The organism is Mediterraneibacter gnavus ATCC 29149 (genome assembly GCF_008121495.1).
Classification (GTDB): domain Bacteria; phylum Bacillota; class Clostridia; order Lachnospirales; family Lachnospiraceae; genus Mediterraneibacter; species Mediterraneibacter gnavus.
In genome coordinates this window covers 1,751,367-1,765,746 of record NZ_CP043051.1, presented here as the reverse complement: position 1 = coordinate 1,765,746, position 14,380 = coordinate 1,751,367, and the positions used below count along the sequence as shown (strand labels likewise).

16 protein-coding genes and 1 pseudogene are annotated in these 14,380 nt (G+C 45.4%); 4 read left to right on the top strand and 13 right to left on the bottom strand.

The window, feature by feature from the left end:
• Positions 1-22 precede the first annotated feature (22 nt).
• The 4 genes from FXV78_RS08650 to FXV78_RS08635 form a co-directional block, all read right to left on the bottom strand.
• The gene (locus FXV78_RS08650; protein WP_039959331.1) at positions 23-2,443 is read right to left on the bottom strand and encodes an ABC transporter permease; all 2,421 of its coding nucleotides are present in this window, start codon (positions 2,441-2,443) and stop codon (positions 23-25) included.
• 107 nt (positions 2,444-2,550) lie between these two features.
• Positions 2,551-2,805, bottom strand: coding sequence for a hypothetical protein (locus FXV78_RS08645; RefSeq protein WP_004841013.1), 255 nt, complete (start codon positions 2,803-2,805; stop codon positions 2,551-2,553).
• Between the two features lie 127 nt (positions 2,806-2,932).
• Positions 2,933-3,964 carry a sensor histidine kinase gene (locus tag FXV78_RS08640; protein ID WP_004841015.1) on the bottom strand — a complete coding sequence of 344 codons (1,032 nt, stop codon included), beginning with the start codon at positions 3,962-3,964 and terminating at the stop codon, positions 2,933-2,935.
• Positions 3,961-4,650 (bottom strand): response regulator transcription factor, encoded by a 690-nt coding sequence (locus FXV78_RS08635; RefSeq protein WP_039959333.1) that lies wholly within the window; start codon positions 4,648-4,650, stop codon positions 3,961-3,963. The genes FXV78_RS08640 and FXV78_RS08635 overlap by 4 nt, the downstream gene beginning before the upstream one ends.
• Before the next feature lie 258 nt (positions 4,651-4,908).
• On the opposite strand from FXV78_RS08635, the gene FXV78_RS08630 reads away from it, so the two are divergent.
• On the top strand, positions 4,909-5,265 hold the full coding sequence (locus FXV78_RS08630; RefSeq protein WP_004841020.1) for a helix-turn-helix domain-containing protein: 357 nt from the start codon (positions 4,909-4,911) through the stop codon (positions 5,263-5,265).
• Positions 5,266-5,488: 223 nt separating this feature from the next.
• Here the strand turns inward: FXV78_RS08630 and FXV78_RS08620 are convergent, their stop codons facing one another.
• Positions 5,489-6,901, bottom strand: coding sequence for a relaxase/mobilization nuclease domain-containing protein (locus tag FXV78_RS08620; RefSeq protein ID WP_039959334.1), 1,413 nt, complete (start codon positions 6,899-6,901; stop codon positions 5,489-5,491).
• Positions 6,902-7,182: 281 nt separating this feature from the next.
• Here FXV78_RS08620 and FXV78_RS08615 point away from each other — a divergent pair, with 281 nt between their 5' ends.
• Positions 7,183-7,770: a PBECR4 domain-containing protein gene (locus FXV78_RS08615; RefSeq protein WP_004841023.1), complete on the top strand. Its 588-nt coding sequence runs from the start codon at positions 7,183-7,185 to the stop codon at positions 7,768-7,770.
• 34 nt (positions 7,771-7,804) lie between these two features.
• Positions 7,805-8,044 carry a hypothetical protein gene (locus FXV78_RS08610; protein ID WP_002570978.1) on the top strand — a complete coding sequence of 80 codons (240 nt, stop codon included), beginning with the start codon at positions 7,805-7,807 and terminating at the stop codon, positions 8,042-8,044.
• On the opposite strand, the gene FXV78_RS18840 is transcribed toward FXV78_RS08610, so the two are convergent.
• Together FXV78_RS18840 and FXV78_RS17875 are read right to left on the bottom strand one after the other, a co-directional pair.
• Positions 7,992-8,276, bottom strand: coding sequence for a DUF1016 N-terminal domain-containing protein (locus tag FXV78_RS18840; RefSeq protein ID WP_233447367.1), 285 nt, complete (start codon positions 8,274-8,276; stop codon positions 7,992-7,994). The genes FXV78_RS08610 and FXV78_RS18840 overlap by 53 nt on opposite strands.
• Entirely contained in the window at positions 8,273-8,416 is a 144-nt protein-coding gene (locus tag FXV78_RS17875) for a hypothetical protein (protein ID WP_004841025.1), read from the bottom strand. Before FXV78_RS17875 ends, FXV78_RS18840 begins: the two co-directional genes overlap by 4 nt.
• A 138-nt stretch (positions 8,417-8,554) precedes the next feature.
• On the opposite strand from FXV78_RS17875, the gene FXV78_RS08600 reads away from it, so the two are divergent.
• Positions 8,555-8,815 carry a Fic family protein gene (locus tag FXV78_RS08600; RefSeq protein ID WP_004841026.1) on the top strand — a complete coding sequence of 87 codons (261 nt, stop codon included), beginning with the start codon at positions 8,555-8,557 and terminating at the stop codon, positions 8,813-8,815.
• 73 nt (positions 8,816-8,888) lie between these two features.
• Here FXV78_RS08600 and FXV78_RS08595 read toward each other — a convergent pair whose 3' ends face one another.
• From FXV78_RS08595 to FXV78_RS08570, 6 genes and pseudogenes are all read right to left on the bottom strand, one after another.
• On the bottom strand, positions 8,889-9,188 hold the full coding sequence (locus FXV78_RS08595) for a CD1845 family protein (RefSeq protein WP_002570980.1): 300 nt from the start codon (positions 9,186-9,188) through the stop codon (positions 8,889-8,891).
• Positions 9,185-9,487, bottom strand: a complete 303-nt coding sequence (locus FXV78_RS08590; RefSeq protein WP_004841029.1) for a hypothetical protein — start codon at positions 9,485-9,487, stop codon at positions 9,185-9,187. Before FXV78_RS08590 ends, FXV78_RS08595 begins: the two co-directional genes overlap by 4 nt.
• A 147-nt stretch (positions 9,488-9,634) precedes the next feature.
• Positions 9,635-9,973, bottom strand: coding sequence for a plasmid mobilization protein (locus FXV78_RS08585; protein WP_004841033.1), 339 nt, complete (start codon positions 9,971-9,973; stop codon positions 9,635-9,637).
• A 2-nt stretch (positions 9,974-9,975) separates the two neighbouring features.
• A complete protein-coding gene (locus FXV78_RS08580) occupies positions 9,976-10,794 on the bottom strand; it encodes a DUF3848 domain-containing protein (protein WP_004841035.1) in 819 nt (272 codons plus the stop codon).
• Position 10,795: 1 nt separating this feature from the next.
• Positions 10,796-12,295: pseudogene (locus FXV78_RS08575) on the bottom strand (SNF2-related protein); the annotation flags it as partial.
• Positions 12,296-12,387: 92 nt separating this feature from the next.
• Positions 12,388-13,965, bottom strand: a complete 1,578-nt coding sequence (locus tag FXV78_RS08570) for a reverse transcriptase/maturase family protein (RefSeq protein WP_274600882.1) — start codon at positions 13,963-13,965, stop codon at positions 12,388-12,390.
• Positions 13,966-14,380: the final 415 nt, after the last annotated feature.

Sequence of the window (14,380 nt, the reverse complement as noted above, 5' to 3'; positions counted from 1 at the left end):
ATTTTAGGACAGTTCTAATTGCTTAATCTATCTCTCTCAACTGCTGCACAATAGACTTTTTCTCCAAAAGATGGATCAGAGCTGCAGCAATTAAAACAGGAAGCAAAATTGCCACTATCATATATCCAGCAAAATGTACTGCCGGGAAATGCCACACCCAAGTATCGTCGCCAACATAATTCAGATAACGAATAATCCCATAACCGACCGCAGTTCCAATCAGGGCAGTGATACAAATGTTCCAAAAAGCCAGCAAGATGCCTTCACACTGCACTGTCTGCCTTAACTGCTTTTTGGCCATACCAACAGAGCGAAGAACAGAAAATTCGTGTTTGCGGGAGAGTGTCGTAGCAATCAGTGTATTTACCAGATTGATAACTGCAAACAGCATGATAAATCCACACAGCCCCCATATCACAAGGCTGGTGCGTTGATACATAGCCTCGCTGTCTTGATAGTAGTCATAGAGAGATTCCATTGTTACCATTGGTGTGGTATCAAGCAGATCATTCATAGTTTCCCGAAGGGCTGGCTCTTGTGAAAGGTCATCCATACGAACCAGCAACTGACTGTTGAAGTTAAAGCCAGATGGCATCATTTGATTCATTAGTTCTTCTGGCAGTAGGAAAAATCCTGTTTTTCCAAAAATTTTACCTCCACCATCATCTTCAAAGATACCATCGCTGATTTCTCCAGCAATTCTAAACTCTGTCTCCTGCTCCCGTATCCCATCAAACCAGCGGAACTTCACCGTATCTCCAACATGAAATGTCCAGTCGTAGATGTAGTCTGCATATTCATTTCGCAACACCAGAATCTCATGACTTTCAGACATAGTTGAATAATCAGCCGTGCCAGTCACCAAATATTTTTCCAAGAGGGCCTGCTGATCTGGTGTGAATGGGGTAATATTTTCTTTTTTAGTCACTCCGTTGTATTCAAATTTTGCCTCTAATGTTTTATATTCCGAAACTTCTGCAACACCCTCCATCTGCGCAATGGTCTGTATCAAATCTTCCTTCAAAGGATTCTTTAACTGGACTCCAGTTTGTCCATGCGGGTCATTCTTGATCGCATTTCGGGAAAGCTCAACTTCAAATTCTCCATATTCTAAAAGCCCATGTCTTGCAAGGCGCTCCATATCCAGAGAAGAAAGGAGTGTTGTTCCGCCCATAAACATGATTCCTGCAATACCTAACGAAAGAACAGTTACAATCCACTTTTTCCGGTTACGAGAACTTCCCATAATAGCCAGTGAAAAAGGGGTGATTTTCCGATGCAGTTTCTTTGAAACAGCAGGAAAACTCTCATATCCGGTGTTTTTTGCTGCCTCAATCGGTGAAATGCTGCCTGCAATTTTTGCAGGCTTGCTCATAGCCAGCCATACCATGCCATAGACAAGAAGGAAAATTACAATACTGGTTATTGCGGTATTACCCCAGCTCCATCCGTTTGGCTTGAACAGAAAGGCTGCAATCCCACCGATTACCAGCCCCAAAGCTGTACCATAAATACAGAAAATCCTACCTTGTACCCGAAGAATTTTCTTAATCTGTTTTGCAGTTGTTCCCATTGTACGCAACTGCCCAAATTCCCGCACCTGATTATGCACATAAATATAGAAAATACTGTAAATCACCAAATAACTAACAAAAAGTACAGCAAAAGAAAAGATCATAACAATCTGAATATCTTCCCAATTCGGCTCCAGAGAGGAAAGAAAACCATCGTTCGGATCAGAATTTTGCGCTGGAATACCATAGTCAGCTTCAATCTGCTTGGTCATGGCCTCAAATGCCTGCTTGGACATTTCATCAGCATGAGCAAATTGAACAGCCAGAGCTGTTACAGAATGCTGGAATTGGCTTCCCGCTTCCGTATATTGTTTGGAACAGAAAAGGGAGTAGACCCGTTCTGTGGAACCACTGTCTGTAAGGCCTACCACAGTAAAGTTTTCCTTATTTCCATCATAAAACGGGATTGTGATTGTTGCCCCCAACTCCGCTGGAAGCCCCAGTTGCTCCAAATATGCCTTATCCACAGCTACATCATAAAGGTCTATGGGATACTGCCCTTCCACAATTTCATCCATAACGATTTGGCTGTTATTTTGCTCGATATAGACAGGGATCACCAGATAGTTTTCAATCTGCGTATTGGCCGCCTGCATATATATCTTTGAATCCGAAATTCTTTCATCATGCCGCAGGGTCTGCATCTGTTCATCGTTCAGATTGTGATATAACATCTGACTTGACACAAGCAATTCTCGTTTTGCTTCGGTTTCCATCCCAATCACAGACAAAGCAAAGCCAGACAGCAAGGCAACTGCCAACGCGATGGTCAAAACAGATAAAAATGTTTTAACCCGGCTTTGACTGATACTGTGCTTGGCATACTTTTTGACAATCCGGCTAGTATCATTTTCAAATGGTAATGTCATAGTCATTCACTCCTTTCTCTGTCATCTTAACCCCCAAATGTTGCAGAAATATCCCAAAGGCTCAACAGTTTAAGGGTGAATTGCTTCAATTTTAGGACAATTCATTTTCATGTGTCTCTTTTATAAAGCCAGATAGATATAAGAAAAACCATTGCTAACTGAATTACAACAAAAAACAGCGTCAGCCAAACGCTCTCATAATAAGAAATATCTGTCCAGAAGAGCACCAGATCTGCCAGAGCCACCACACCAGCCGACCATCTGATTTTTCTCGGAAAGAAGTGCCGGAGCAGCAGCACAACAACAACCGGCGGGATCAGCAAGCAAGCTGCATTGATGAGTAATGTCTTTGTGATTTCCATAAGGCCACCTCCAAATTCATGATGTTGCTGTCAGCATAAATCCCAAATGTTGCAGAATTGTCCTAAAATCCGTTGTCCTCTAAAAATTTTTCAAAAAAGGCAGCCTGCCAAACAGACTGCCTCAGAATTATTTTATGGGCAGGAACACGGAAAAAGTTGATCCTTCCCCAACTTTAGACTCGACGGTAATATAGCCGCCCTGCATGGTAATGATCTCACGGGCAAGGTATAAGCCGATTCCGACCCCATCTATATCATGCACCGCTTCATCCCGATAGAAGCGTTTGAAGATCGTGCCCTGAGAATGCTCCGGGATGCCTCTGCCTGTATCCGTCACATCTATCCTCAAATACATTTCCCAATCCCGTACCCTCACCTGGATGCTGCCACCGGCAGAGGTGTACTTTACCGCATTATCCAGAATGTTAAACAATGCTTCGGAAGTCCAGCGGCTGTCATGGGATATTGTCAGATCAGATGGGCAGTCCACCGACAGGCTGATCTCTTTTTGTTCCATCGGAGCCAAAACACCATTGATGGCGCTCACCAGCGTATCCCCGATCACAGCATCTTGTTTCTCCAGCGTAATGACACCCGTTTCCAGACGGGAAGTTTTCACCATTCCCTGAATGAGAAAATCCAGTTTATCCAGCTGTGTGCCTGTGGCCTGCAAAAACTCCTTGCGCTTTTCTTCTGTCAATGGCCTTGTCAGCATCGTATCGTTGATTAGCTTCAAATTTGCGATGGGGGTTTTGGTCTGGTGGGAAATATCCGATACCAGGGATTGCAGTTCTTCCTTTTCTCCCTCTGCCGTATGTCTGGTTTTCTGCATCACATTATAGAGCCGTTCCAGACGATGGCTGATCCGAGACAGCAGTGTTTCCGCTTCATAGTCTACCTGAGGCCGGTCTGTACTGTCCATCATGTGATCCAATGTCTGGCACAAACCATCGGTGAACAGAGAAAGTTTCTTTTGAAAATAGTTCAGAAAAACCATGCCCCAAATGTAAAATGCAGCTGTCAAAATAATGCCGCAGATGACAACACGCACATCTTTCGTCAACAGGAAAAAAATCAACAGCAGCAAAGCGGCAGTGAGCAGAGTCCCCGCCACAATTTTTCTCAAAAATGCCCTGACAGATAAATTTTGCAGCTTCATCGAGGCTCACCGCCGATCCACTGATAGCCCATTCCATAAGCTGTCTTAATATATTTCCTCTCGTCTGTTTCGATTTTTTTGCGGATACGGCTGATGATCGTCGTCAGCGTATGCTCATCCACAAAGTCCCCATCAATGTCCCACAGCTTCTCTAAAATCTGCCGCTTGGTCAGAATAATCCGGGGGTTCTTTACGAACAGGAACAGGGTGCGGTATTCCTTCGGTGTAAAGTCCAAGGATTCTCCGGCAAGGGACGCACTTTGTTCGGAAAAGTCGATTTTCAGAAAGCCATCATCAAACAGATCATGCCGGGGTGTCCGCAGTTCCAGATTTGCAAAAACCGCCGCTACTTTTTTGCAAAGCACCGTCACAGAAAATGGTTTGGTCACATAATCCGCACCGCCGACTTCATATCCCTTGAGCATATCGCTCTCCTTATCATTGGCTGTGATAAAGATGATATAGGTATGCTGACCGCGATTCCGGATTTCTTCACACAGATCCAGTCCGCTGCCATCGGGGAGGTTAATATCCAACAGTGCCACATCAAATTCATTTTCCCGTAGCTTTCTTACCGCGCTGTCAAAATTAAAAACAGAAATAACCTCATATCCATCAGAGGTCAGATTGTATGCCAATGTCCGATTCAAAAGCTGATCGTCCTCTACAATTAGAATCTTCTTCAAGACATTCACTTCCTTCCTTATTTTTCAACTATATTGATAGGATAAACACAAAATGTTACAGAAATGTCCTAAATCTAAAAATCAAAACATTTTTTATTTTTCCTTACTATCAACATTGTAACATAGCTCATCAAGGATACAACTGCACTTTTTCTATTCCCTCTCACAAAATCAGTATAATCGTATCTGTCAACAGGCATAATAAGGTTATTCCTTTGTGCAAATCGGCACGATAGAATATATTTGAGGTGAACGATTATGCCGATTGATGATTTGACCGCTTTGGGGCAAAAAATGCGGGAAGCCCGAAAGAAAAAAGACCTGACACAACAAGAACTTGCGGATCTGAGCCATGTATCTATCAAGCAAATTGCAAAAATAGAAAAAGGAAAAATAAATCCATCTTATTTGATTTTGAAGGCGTTGGCAAAGGTTCTTCCGATCTCTCTGGACACTCTGATCAATCCAGATGTTTCTCCAGAAGATGAGGGAGCCACTCAGATGAAGATGCTTTATTGCAGCTGTCCGTCAGAAATGCGTGAAACCCTCTTGCGCCATACGCAGGAGACCGCGAAAGAACTAACAGAATTATCCGAGAAATTTGAAACGAATTGAGCCGGTGAGTGAAATTTGACTGTTTCCTCACTGGCTCCTTTCATTTCTGCGAAGAAAGGGGCAAGCAATGCCGGTGTTAATACACACCGACCCGCAGAGCGCAAAATCCCTCCGTGATTTTCCTCTCCGCTTGCTTGTTGAGGGCAGCGCCCCCAAGCCCCTTTGAACACAGAATTTCATTCTGTGGCTGCGCGTTCTGCGAACGCTTTTGACCAGGACCAGCTTACCGCTGGCCGTGGTCTTTTTCTTTTTCAACATCCTGTTCTACCTCCATTTTCAGCACTCGATCTACATTGGCCTTTGCCGTTAAAAGCTCCCGCATTTCCTCACGGGAACGCCGGTACTCGGCATAGGTCTTTTTCTTTTCTTCCAGCAATTTTGTGTACTCCGTCTGCAACTCCTTGACCTTAGGCAGCTTCTTAACGCCCATTTCATCAAAGGCATTCTTGGCAGCCTGGTGGAGCAGAATTTCTTCCTCATGTTCTTCCCGGAATTTCTTAGAGTAGCCAGCCTTGCGGTATGCCACATAGACCTCACGGGTCTTGGCATAATTTACGATGTGAGTACGCAGAACAGCAATCTCTGCCATGCGCTTTTCAGCCGCTTTGATCTGCGCCGAAAGCTCATTGTGATGTGCCGTGGCAGCCGCAGCCTTTTCTTCTAAAATCTCATACTCCAACAGGTTATGCTCTGACAGGTAATTCATGGTCTGCGCCATCTGCTTGAGGTTGAACACCTTAGCCCATCGAGCATAACCGGCACCTTTTCCAGCCTGCAATTTTGCCTGAATGTCCACCAGCAGATTGACCTTCGGCGGCTCTGCCTGTGTAACTGTTTTTTTTCGTGGGGTATGCGCTTTCTTCCCGGAGAGAACTGCCTGCAAATCTTCCAATCCATATCCTTCGCCCAGGCTGTCCATTCGGGCTGCTTTCTCCCAGCCGGGGAGCTTCAGGCGATACGATTTTCCGCGCTTTGATACTTCACAGCCGGACTCTTGCAGCAGCTTCAGCAGTTCCTCAAAATCAACAGGGCTTTGTGATAATGCGTTGTCAATCGCCACACGAAGCAGCTCTCGGTGAGAGGGCTTTGCCTGATCGCCCAGCCATTTGTTATAGCTCTTTCCGTGAGGTTTCGGATTCTCTACAATGGACAGTCCGTTTTCGATGCAGATGGTGTCACTTAGCCGACGAACCGCCTTGGTGCTGCCCCAAAAGTTTCGGAATTTCCGGTCATATTCTAAGCTGACTGATGACCAGATAATGTGATTATGAATGTGCGATTTGTCTATGTGAGTACAGACCACAAAGGCATGATTACCCTTGGTGAATCGCTTGGCAAATTCCACACCCAGCCGGTTAGCTTCTTCCGGGGTAATCTCTCCGGGGCGGAAGGACTGGCGCACATGATAGGCAATCACATCATCTGCGCCACGCACTCGTCCGGTAGCGGCAATGTACTGCCGCTTTGCCAGAAGAAACTCTGCATCCGCAGTCCGGCTGTCACACGCATAGCCGGTAATGAGCCTGCCGTTATCTGTTTTCTTTGGATTGGCCACATAGTCGATGATGTCACTGATCGCCCGACTTTCTGTGCGGCCCTTGCCGACATGAAGCGGCATGATTCTTGTGGTTGCCATAGAAGGGACCTCCTTTCTCATAAGCAGAAAAGATATTTTTTGATTTTTCATGGGGATTGACATATTTTCTAAAGTTGCATATAATAATAGTACAAGGTGGGCAACGGCGTGTGTCTGCCAAAGCGTTGAAGCATAATAGCGTACCGGAATGCCTTGTTATGCAGAGCTTTCAGTAGGGGTTGTGCAGTAACCTCAAACCGGAGTAGGCTGCAAAGCCGAAAGAAAATGCTCAAAGCCGCCTTGCGTTGCAGGGCGGCTTTCTTTATGGACAGAGAGGTTTTATGGATAAATTACAAAAGTGTGCAAAAGCATTTGAAAAATTATTGGAAATACAGTATCGAATTATTATTGGCCGAAAGGGAAAAACCGTAGAGTTAGTGATTGGCTTTTCCAAATTGGACTTTCATCATCTGATGGGGCTTGGAAAACTAAAAGATTTGCGGATAGCAAAACAAAATCGCGGCTCTGTATTTGATGAAATCATAATCGGAAGCACCACCTATGAGACTTTAGCGAAAAGCCGTTATCTGCCTCAAATTGAAAATCGGTTTGAACCGTTGGCTTTGATTGAACAACTCTTGGACGATAACCGTCTGGTGTTCCGTTACAATGCAAAATTAAATCAGTTCTCTTTAATTGAAGCGGACTATTTATTATCAACTCCGTTGGAAAACAGCGACATTTACATTTTTATTGCAGAACACAAGGACACCGGAAAATATTTCTGTCGGTCTTTCTTCCCGAAAGAGAAGAAAGATTACACAGAGGGACAGCCGCGCTATACCATGCTCTATAAAGAAAAAAAGAATTTAACTACCGGAGAGACCGTCATCCAATATGACCGCCTAACCCCGAAAACACAAACATAATTTTCTAAATAATTCAAGGAGGTATAACCCAATAATGCAACCAATTTCTGTCGAAGCGTTTGCCAGTATGGTCATGAAGAATAATAAAGGCTATCGAAAAAAGGAACTGGTAAAAACGCTGAACGAAACACTTACTGCCAAGAAAAACGGTGCAAAATGTATTATCTGTGGCGCACCGATTTGGGCAGCGGGAAGTGCCATCACTGGTAGCAACCTGTGCTTTACCTGTACAACAGGTGAAGCGAATGACAGCGACGATTATGAGATAGAGTAACAGGGTGTCGGGAAAATTCCGACACCCTGTTACTCTTATTCATCCTCTGATAGTACATTGTGTTGATCTGCCATTCTAACTGCCGGACGCTCCACGCAGACTTTACACATTCCTCCATATAAAAGGTTCGTGCCTGTTCATCTGGTATGCGCATCAAAAGGCGATAATGCGACCAACCTAATTCAAGACACAGTGTGTCTCGAATTGGGAATGTACAGTAGAACTGCCTCATCTTACGAAGATTTGATTTGTCAAAACCTTTTCCAAACTCAGCATATATTCATAAAAAGTAGGTTTTACAATTCCTCTGGCAATCGCCTGAGAGGTTTGTAGCATCCCGTCCAGCTGTGCAAACCGTTCCAATTTTGTCATGCCCCATCACTTCCTTTCGTGCTACCATTACACATGAATATAGCACGAAAGTAAATACACAAAAGAGAACCTATTTTTTGCAAAATTATACACTATAATATTAGCGTGCATCCATACACACTATCCTTTTTGAAAGATATGAATCACAACTTAGTGGGTGACATCCACCAAGTTACCCACCAAGATGCTGAACTATCAACGGTATCTGAGCAGATTTTGGCTTTCTGCACAAAAACAAAATCAAAGAAAGAGCTTGCAGCATTTTGCGGCTTCAAAGATCTAAGAAATTTCACCTTGAAGCATATCAATCCGCTTTTAGAATCTGGGCAATTGGAAATGACGATTCCCGATAAACCTAAAAGTCGTAATCAAAAATATATTACTGTTCATTCTGAATAAACAAGAAGCAGGACATTGGGTCTCATCTCCCATTGTCCTGCTTCTTTTTCATTTCAGATTATATTCACATCATTTACCCATACACCCTATCCTGGATCGCAAATTTCAAACTCTGTACCTTGCCCAATAACCAAATCGCAGCCAGCGGCAATCCCATGGGGCTAATCAAAAATGCCATGACCAAAAGAATCACACCGTTCTGCGGAGAATAGGTAAGCAGCACAGCCACGCCAAGCAGAGCAATCACGGTACTGAGCAGGCCAAGCACCAGACCGGATATGTAGATCAGCCCCGTGCAGAGCCAGACAAAAAGCGTCAGCACCAAAATGACCGGTGCAGTTACGATCATCAGCAGGCATTTCAAAATCTTCATCCCAATTCCTCCTTCCAGCGATCCAGATACCGTTTGCACAGGGTATCCGCTTCTTTTATATCATCTTCCGTCAGTTCCCGTCTGCCTTTGGTCAGTTCAATCTCCAGATAAGTCTGGTAATCATCGGATAAGAGGTCAAACAGTTTCCTGGGAGTATGGCACACCTCGCCGGTGCAATAATGAAAGTCCTGGTCAAACTCAACCCTTACACATCCATGACGGCTGATATAAACTTCGATGGTCTTATCTGCGGCCAGGTAGTCCGCAAAAATCTCTAACACTTTTTCAAAGGTCAGCATCTGTTTTCACTCCTTTGCTTCTATTCTATTTCATATTATCCGGTATGGACAGGCAAAAGACAAGGATACCGGCAAAAAGAAAAAGCGGAGGGAGGTGCGGCGAAAAGAACGCCGTTCCTCCCTCCGCAAATGGAGTGTCTATCCCTGTTATGAAAGTTTAGAAAGCTGGGTAAGGATTTCCTTCACGCCCTCCCATAACTGTTTCTGCCGCTGGGATATATCCTCCAAGTCAGCATCATAAACCCGCCCGGTCTCATGCACTTTACGGGTCAGCTGATTTAAGTTGTTGCTGGAATATCGCATAAGGGAAACCAGTTCTTTCAGCTCCGGTAAATCCAGCTGCACCACATAGCCATCCAAAGCCATCTTCCGCAGATAGGCACTCAGGTTTTCTGTCCCATATTGTTGCATCTTTTGGCGGATCAGCTCCAGTTCCTCTGCGGACACCCAAAACAAAACCGGAACATCCCGCTTACGCTTTGCCATAGTTATCGCTCCGGTTCCCGTTTTTTCGGGGCGGCAGGCTTATGGGCAGGCAGTTCCTGCTTGAGCTTATCCCGTACAGAGGGACGAGACGGTTGTATCTTTTCTCCCTGAGTACGGCTGCGCTGCTGTTCTTCCCGCACCAGATCAATAAATCCATCCAGCACAGCAGGGTGGCTGTTCAGGACATAACCACATCGGACGGTTTCGGGGTTCTCGTTGGGAATGCTCTTAGCCCATTCTTTGTTGCGTCGGGAGTAGCGCCCATCCCAGTCCTGAAGCTGAACGGTGTTGGCAAGGACCAGCGACACACGCTCCATGCCATAGGTCTCGATCACACCCTTTGCCGAATCGTGACTGAGATACATTCCGTCGAAGTGTTCCCGCACCGCCGCTTCAATAGCCTCCTTGCATTGGAGATTTACATTGTTGGAAGCCCGGTATTGCTCCAGCTCCCCATGTTCTTTTGCATAGGCGGCAGAATGGGGATAAACCGGCGTTGTTTGCAGTTCTTCTTTGGCTCTGCACACATCATCGGCACGGTTCTCAATGCTGTCCCTTATTACATCCATATAGCCGGTCTCCAGCTTTTCAAAATAGCGGTACACATCCGCCAGCGGAGAGGGAGACTCCAAAAGAGCCTGTGCCTGTGCATCGGTCAGGTCCAGTTCCTCCATCGCCATCACGATGTCCTCACGGACAGTATACTCATAGGTGTGGTGCAGGATTTCTTCCGGGGGCTGGCTTTTCAGCCAGTCCCTGTATTTGTCCTGCTCAGCAGCCATCTTTTCATAAAGGGCTGTATTCAAATCGTTGGTATTCATGTTATCGCACCTCCTCATGCTGTTTTGGTTTCTTGTCTATACTGCGGGGCGGCACCGGGCGTTTCAGATGGTCCAATACCGAAGGCCGTGTGCTTTTGGCAACGACAGCTTCATCGTGTGCCGGTCCCTTTCCGTCAATGTTGAGCAGGGTATCCAGCTCCACCAGACGGGCGTTTTTGCTTTTCAGTTCTTCTTCATAAAGGAATGGCTTTCCGACTTCCTCCTTTGCGGCAGCCTGCTGCTGATAAAGGTTATCCAGCTGGGCCTTTGCCGCCTCCAGACGCTGGGGCATCTGGGCGAGGGCATTGTCGATACGAGTAAGGTTTCCGCGCGGGTCTGTACCAAGGGTTGCCCTGTGGGTCATCTGGCCTTTCAGCAGGAGTGTATATTCCTGTTTCCAAGCGGAAAATTCCACAGACATGGCATAGCCCCGGTAGCTGCCGATCTGTACCGGATCGGAGGTTTTGACCTCCTTGCAGGCGTCCAAAAGGGCTGCACCGGCGTTCTCCTTATCGGTCAGCAGGTCTCCACGGATCTCCATACCGGCAAAGCCGTCCTCCGGGTGAGGGTGAGCTGCCAAAACCTCCAGGTCAGATTCAAAGCCCTTGATAAAGCCCTTGTGCTTTTCAATCTCCTCCGGGAAGTATTTGAGCAGCTGATCCTCCAAACGATACTGCTTGCTCTGGTGGTCGGCTTTCATCAGCTTCAGACGGGATACCTCCACATCCAAATCCATACGCTCTTTGATACGGGGGTCTCCGGCGCACAGAGCCTTGATCTCGGCAAAGGAAAGCGCCGTTTCGTCCACATCATCGCAGGAGCGCACCGGCGATTTAGAAGTCATGATCTGGCTGATGAATTTCTGCTTGTTCTCCACCGTCTGCCAGAGGTATGCGTCAAAGGTTCCCTCGGTCACATAGCGGTACACATGGACAAGAGGATTCTGGTTGCCCTGGCGCTCGATACGGCCCTTACGCTGGGCAAGGTCTCCCGGCCTCCACGGGCAGTCCAGGTCATGCAGCGCCACAAGGCGGTCCTGCACATTGGTACCTGCGCCCATCTTAGCCGTACTGCCCATAAGCACACGCACCTGACCGGTACGGACTTTGGAGAACAGCTCCTTCTTCCTGACTTCGGTGTTTGCTTCATGGATAAAAGCGATCTGGTCAGCAGGCATCCCCTGGGCAATGAGTTTCTGACGAATATCGTCATATACCGTAAAGGCCGGTTCCTGCTCCGGCAGGGGCACAGCACCTTCCAGTGCATGAAGCAGCGGATTATCCAGCGTTTTCGCCGCCTTGCTTGCAGGGGCTTTTGCCTGCGGGGTAGAAATGTCGCAGAACACCAGCTGGGTCAGCTTGTCAGCTTCGCCATCCCGCCAGATCTGCATGATATTGTCCACACACTGATTGACCTTTGTTCCGGGTTCGTCCGGCAGCATCTGGTTGACGATCCTCTGGTCCAGCCCCAGCTTGCGGCCATCCGAGGTGTCGGGTAGGATACCGGCGAGGTAGCAATGGCTCCTTTTCCGTTATCCCCCCTCAGAACCGGACGTGATACTTTCGCATCATCCGGCTCCCCAGTAATTCCATTTCAAGAACTTTTGGTTATATTACCATTGTGGATTGCTACATGGCATTCCCGACATACCACAAGCGTTTTTCTTTTTCTGGCAGACATTATCTGTACCCATTTAGGTACTTCTGCCTGTCCTTTCTTCTTTAAATCTGCAAGTTTTCTTATATGATGTACCTCTATATTTTTAGTACTTCCACATAATTCACACTTCTCTGCCAACAGTCTTTTAACTAATTCTGTTCGCCCACCATATACCTTGTATGGTATATCCTCTATAACAGCTTTTCGTTTATGCACAAGAGAAATTCCTCCCCATGTCGCAACTAATGGCTTTTTATTAGGACGTTCTACTACAACTTGCAGACACGGAACTGTTTTTCCACTTGTACTTGTTATGGTTGTTCTATACTTAGCCTTTTGCTTATTGATAGATGACCTGTGTTTACACGCAAGAGTTTTCAATAATGAAGTTTCCATATACCAGTACAACTTCGAGAACCAAGACAAATTTTGTGCGAGAATATAATACTGCACCAGTCCTCTGTACTCTTGCTGATATGTCTGTACAATAGAAAAATCATCATCTTGCAGAAGATTATTCCTATGAGTTGCTTTTCCACGTTTCATATATTTCTTGCATTTTTCTTCAATTACTTTTGCAGGGACTAATAGTGCGATTGCTCCATTTGCTCCTCTGCGCCCCTTTGGGTCAATATAGTCATTGACCCTTTGTGCTTTGATTTCATATCCAAGAAACTTTGCCGCCTGACTGCCTGCATTTGTTATTAGAGTCTTTTCTTCTGACATTATCAGATTTAATTTCTCTTTTAGAAATCTTCCTATTTCTTCTTTTATTTCTTCTGCATCTGCTTTAGAGCCAGTGAATCCAAGTAGAAAATCATCCGCATATCTCACATAGCGCAATCTGCGATAATTCTCATCTTGCGTATTAACAGAAGGTATTTTTCTGCGTTCAACCACAAGCTGATGGGCTGTCTTTGCATCTCCCTCCTTTCTGAGTTTTTGGATTTCAGCGGTCAACTTGTTATATTCTGGATTAGATTTCTGCCTTTTCCCTTTTGTGTATTTTGGGATTAAGACTTCTTCAATCCAATTATCAAATTCGTTGAGATAAATATTAGCCAGTATCGGACTGATAACTCCGCCCTGAGGCACACCGCTGATTGTCTGCTTGAATTTCCATTCTTCCAAGTATCCAGCTTCTAACATATTCGATACCAGACGGATAAATCTTCCATCATGAATATTTCTTGCAAGTATTTCCAGTAAAATTTTATGGTCGATTGTATCAAAGTATTGAGAAATGTCTCCCTCAATAAACCAGCGAGTTCCTTTCCATACCTGTATTTCTTGTAGTGCTGTATGACATCCTCTGTTTGGACGAAAACCATGGGAATGTTCACTAAACTGTGGCTCATAATACGCTTCTAAAATCTGACGCATTACTTCCTGCAATACTTTATCTCCCCATACAGGAATCCCCAGCGGACGCTTCTTACCATTTTTCTTTTTGATATATTCCCGTCTTGCTGGTTTCCATTGATATTTCTCCTCACGGAGTATTTCAATCATTCTGTCTATTTTCTGAATGGACATTCCATCTACCGTTTCATTTGTAACACCCTTTGTCATTGCTCCGTTATTCGGGTATAACTTAGCATAGGCATTCAGATATAATTCACGGTTAAATAAGAGCTTGTAAACTCTTTCAATAGGTTTCTTTTGTTTTCCACGTTCTTGAATGACCGTTAAAACAGTTTTGGCTGTACGCATCTCACGCACCTACTCCTTTCTAACTAATCGAAATTACCTGTCACCCTTCGCCATGTACAAGGCTTTCCCTTGCTCGGACTACTATGGTGACTCCGTTACCATGGGGGTCTCCCCCTTTAGGCAATCCTGCTATTCGTCAAAAGTATACGTATCGAGTATCCCTTAGGTTCCTTGTTCGTCCCTTTATTCGCACTCACTGTGCGCTCTTTCATTG

Excerpts from the sequence above, each read along its gene's own strand:
- FXV78_RS08650 (WP_039959331.1), bottom strand. The coding sequence starts at position 2,443 with ATGACATTACCATTTGAAAATGATACTAGCCGGATTGTCAAAAAGTAT.
- FXV78_RS08645 (WP_004841013.1), bottom strand. The coding sequence starts at position 2,805 with ATGGAAATCACAAAGACATTACTCATCAATGCAGCTTGCTTGCTGATC.
- FXV78_RS08640 (WP_004841015.1), bottom strand. The coding sequence starts at position 3,964 with ATGAAGCTGCAAAATTTATCTGTCAGGGCATTTTTGAGAAAAATTGTG.
- FXV78_RS08630 (WP_004841020.1), top strand. The coding sequence starts at position 4,909 with ATGCCGATTGATGATTTGACCGCTTTGGGGCAAAAAATGCGGGAAGCC.
- FXV78_RS08620 (WP_039959334.1), bottom strand. The coding sequence starts at position 6,901 with ATGGCAACCACAAGAATCATGCCGCTTCATGTCGGCAAGGGCCGCACA.
- FXV78_RS08615 (WP_004841023.1), top strand. The coding sequence starts at position 7,183 with ATGGATAAATTACAAAAGTGTGCAAAAGCATTTGAAAAATTATTGGAA.
- FXV78_RS08610 (WP_002570978.1), top strand. The coding sequence starts at position 7,805 with ATGCAACCAATTTCTGTCGAAGCGTTTGCCAGTATGGTCATGAAGAAT.
- FXV78_RS18840 (WP_233447367.1), bottom strand. The coding sequence starts at position 8,276 with ATGAGGCAGTTCTACTGTACATTCCCAATTCGAGACACACTGTGTCTT.
- FXV78_RS17875 (WP_004841025.1), bottom strand. The coding sequence starts at position 8,416 with ATGACAAAATTGGAACGGTTTGCACAGCTGGACGGGATGCTACAAACC.
- FXV78_RS08600 (WP_004841026.1), top strand. The coding sequence starts at position 8,555 with ATGAATCACAACTTAGTGGGTGACATCCACCAAGTTACCCACCAAGAT.
- FXV78_RS08595 (WP_002570980.1), bottom strand. The coding sequence starts at position 9,188 with ATGAAGATTTTGAAATGCCTGCTGATGATCGTAACTGCACCGGTCATT.
- FXV78_RS08590 (WP_004841029.1), bottom strand. The coding sequence starts at position 9,487 with ATGCTGACCTTTGAAAAAGTGTTAGAGATTTTTGCGGACTACCTGGCC.
- FXV78_RS08585 (WP_004841033.1), bottom strand. The coding sequence starts at position 9,973 with ATGGCAAAGCGTAAGCGGGATGTTCCGGTTTTGTTTTGGGTGTCCGCA.
- FXV78_RS08580 (WP_004841035.1), bottom strand. The coding sequence starts at position 10,794 with ATGAATACCAACGATTTGAATACAGCCCTTTATGAAAAGATGGCTGCT.
- FXV78_RS08570 (WP_274600882.1), bottom strand. The coding sequence starts at position 13,965 with ATGATTGAAATACTCCGTGAGGAGAAATATCAATGGAAACCAGCAAGA.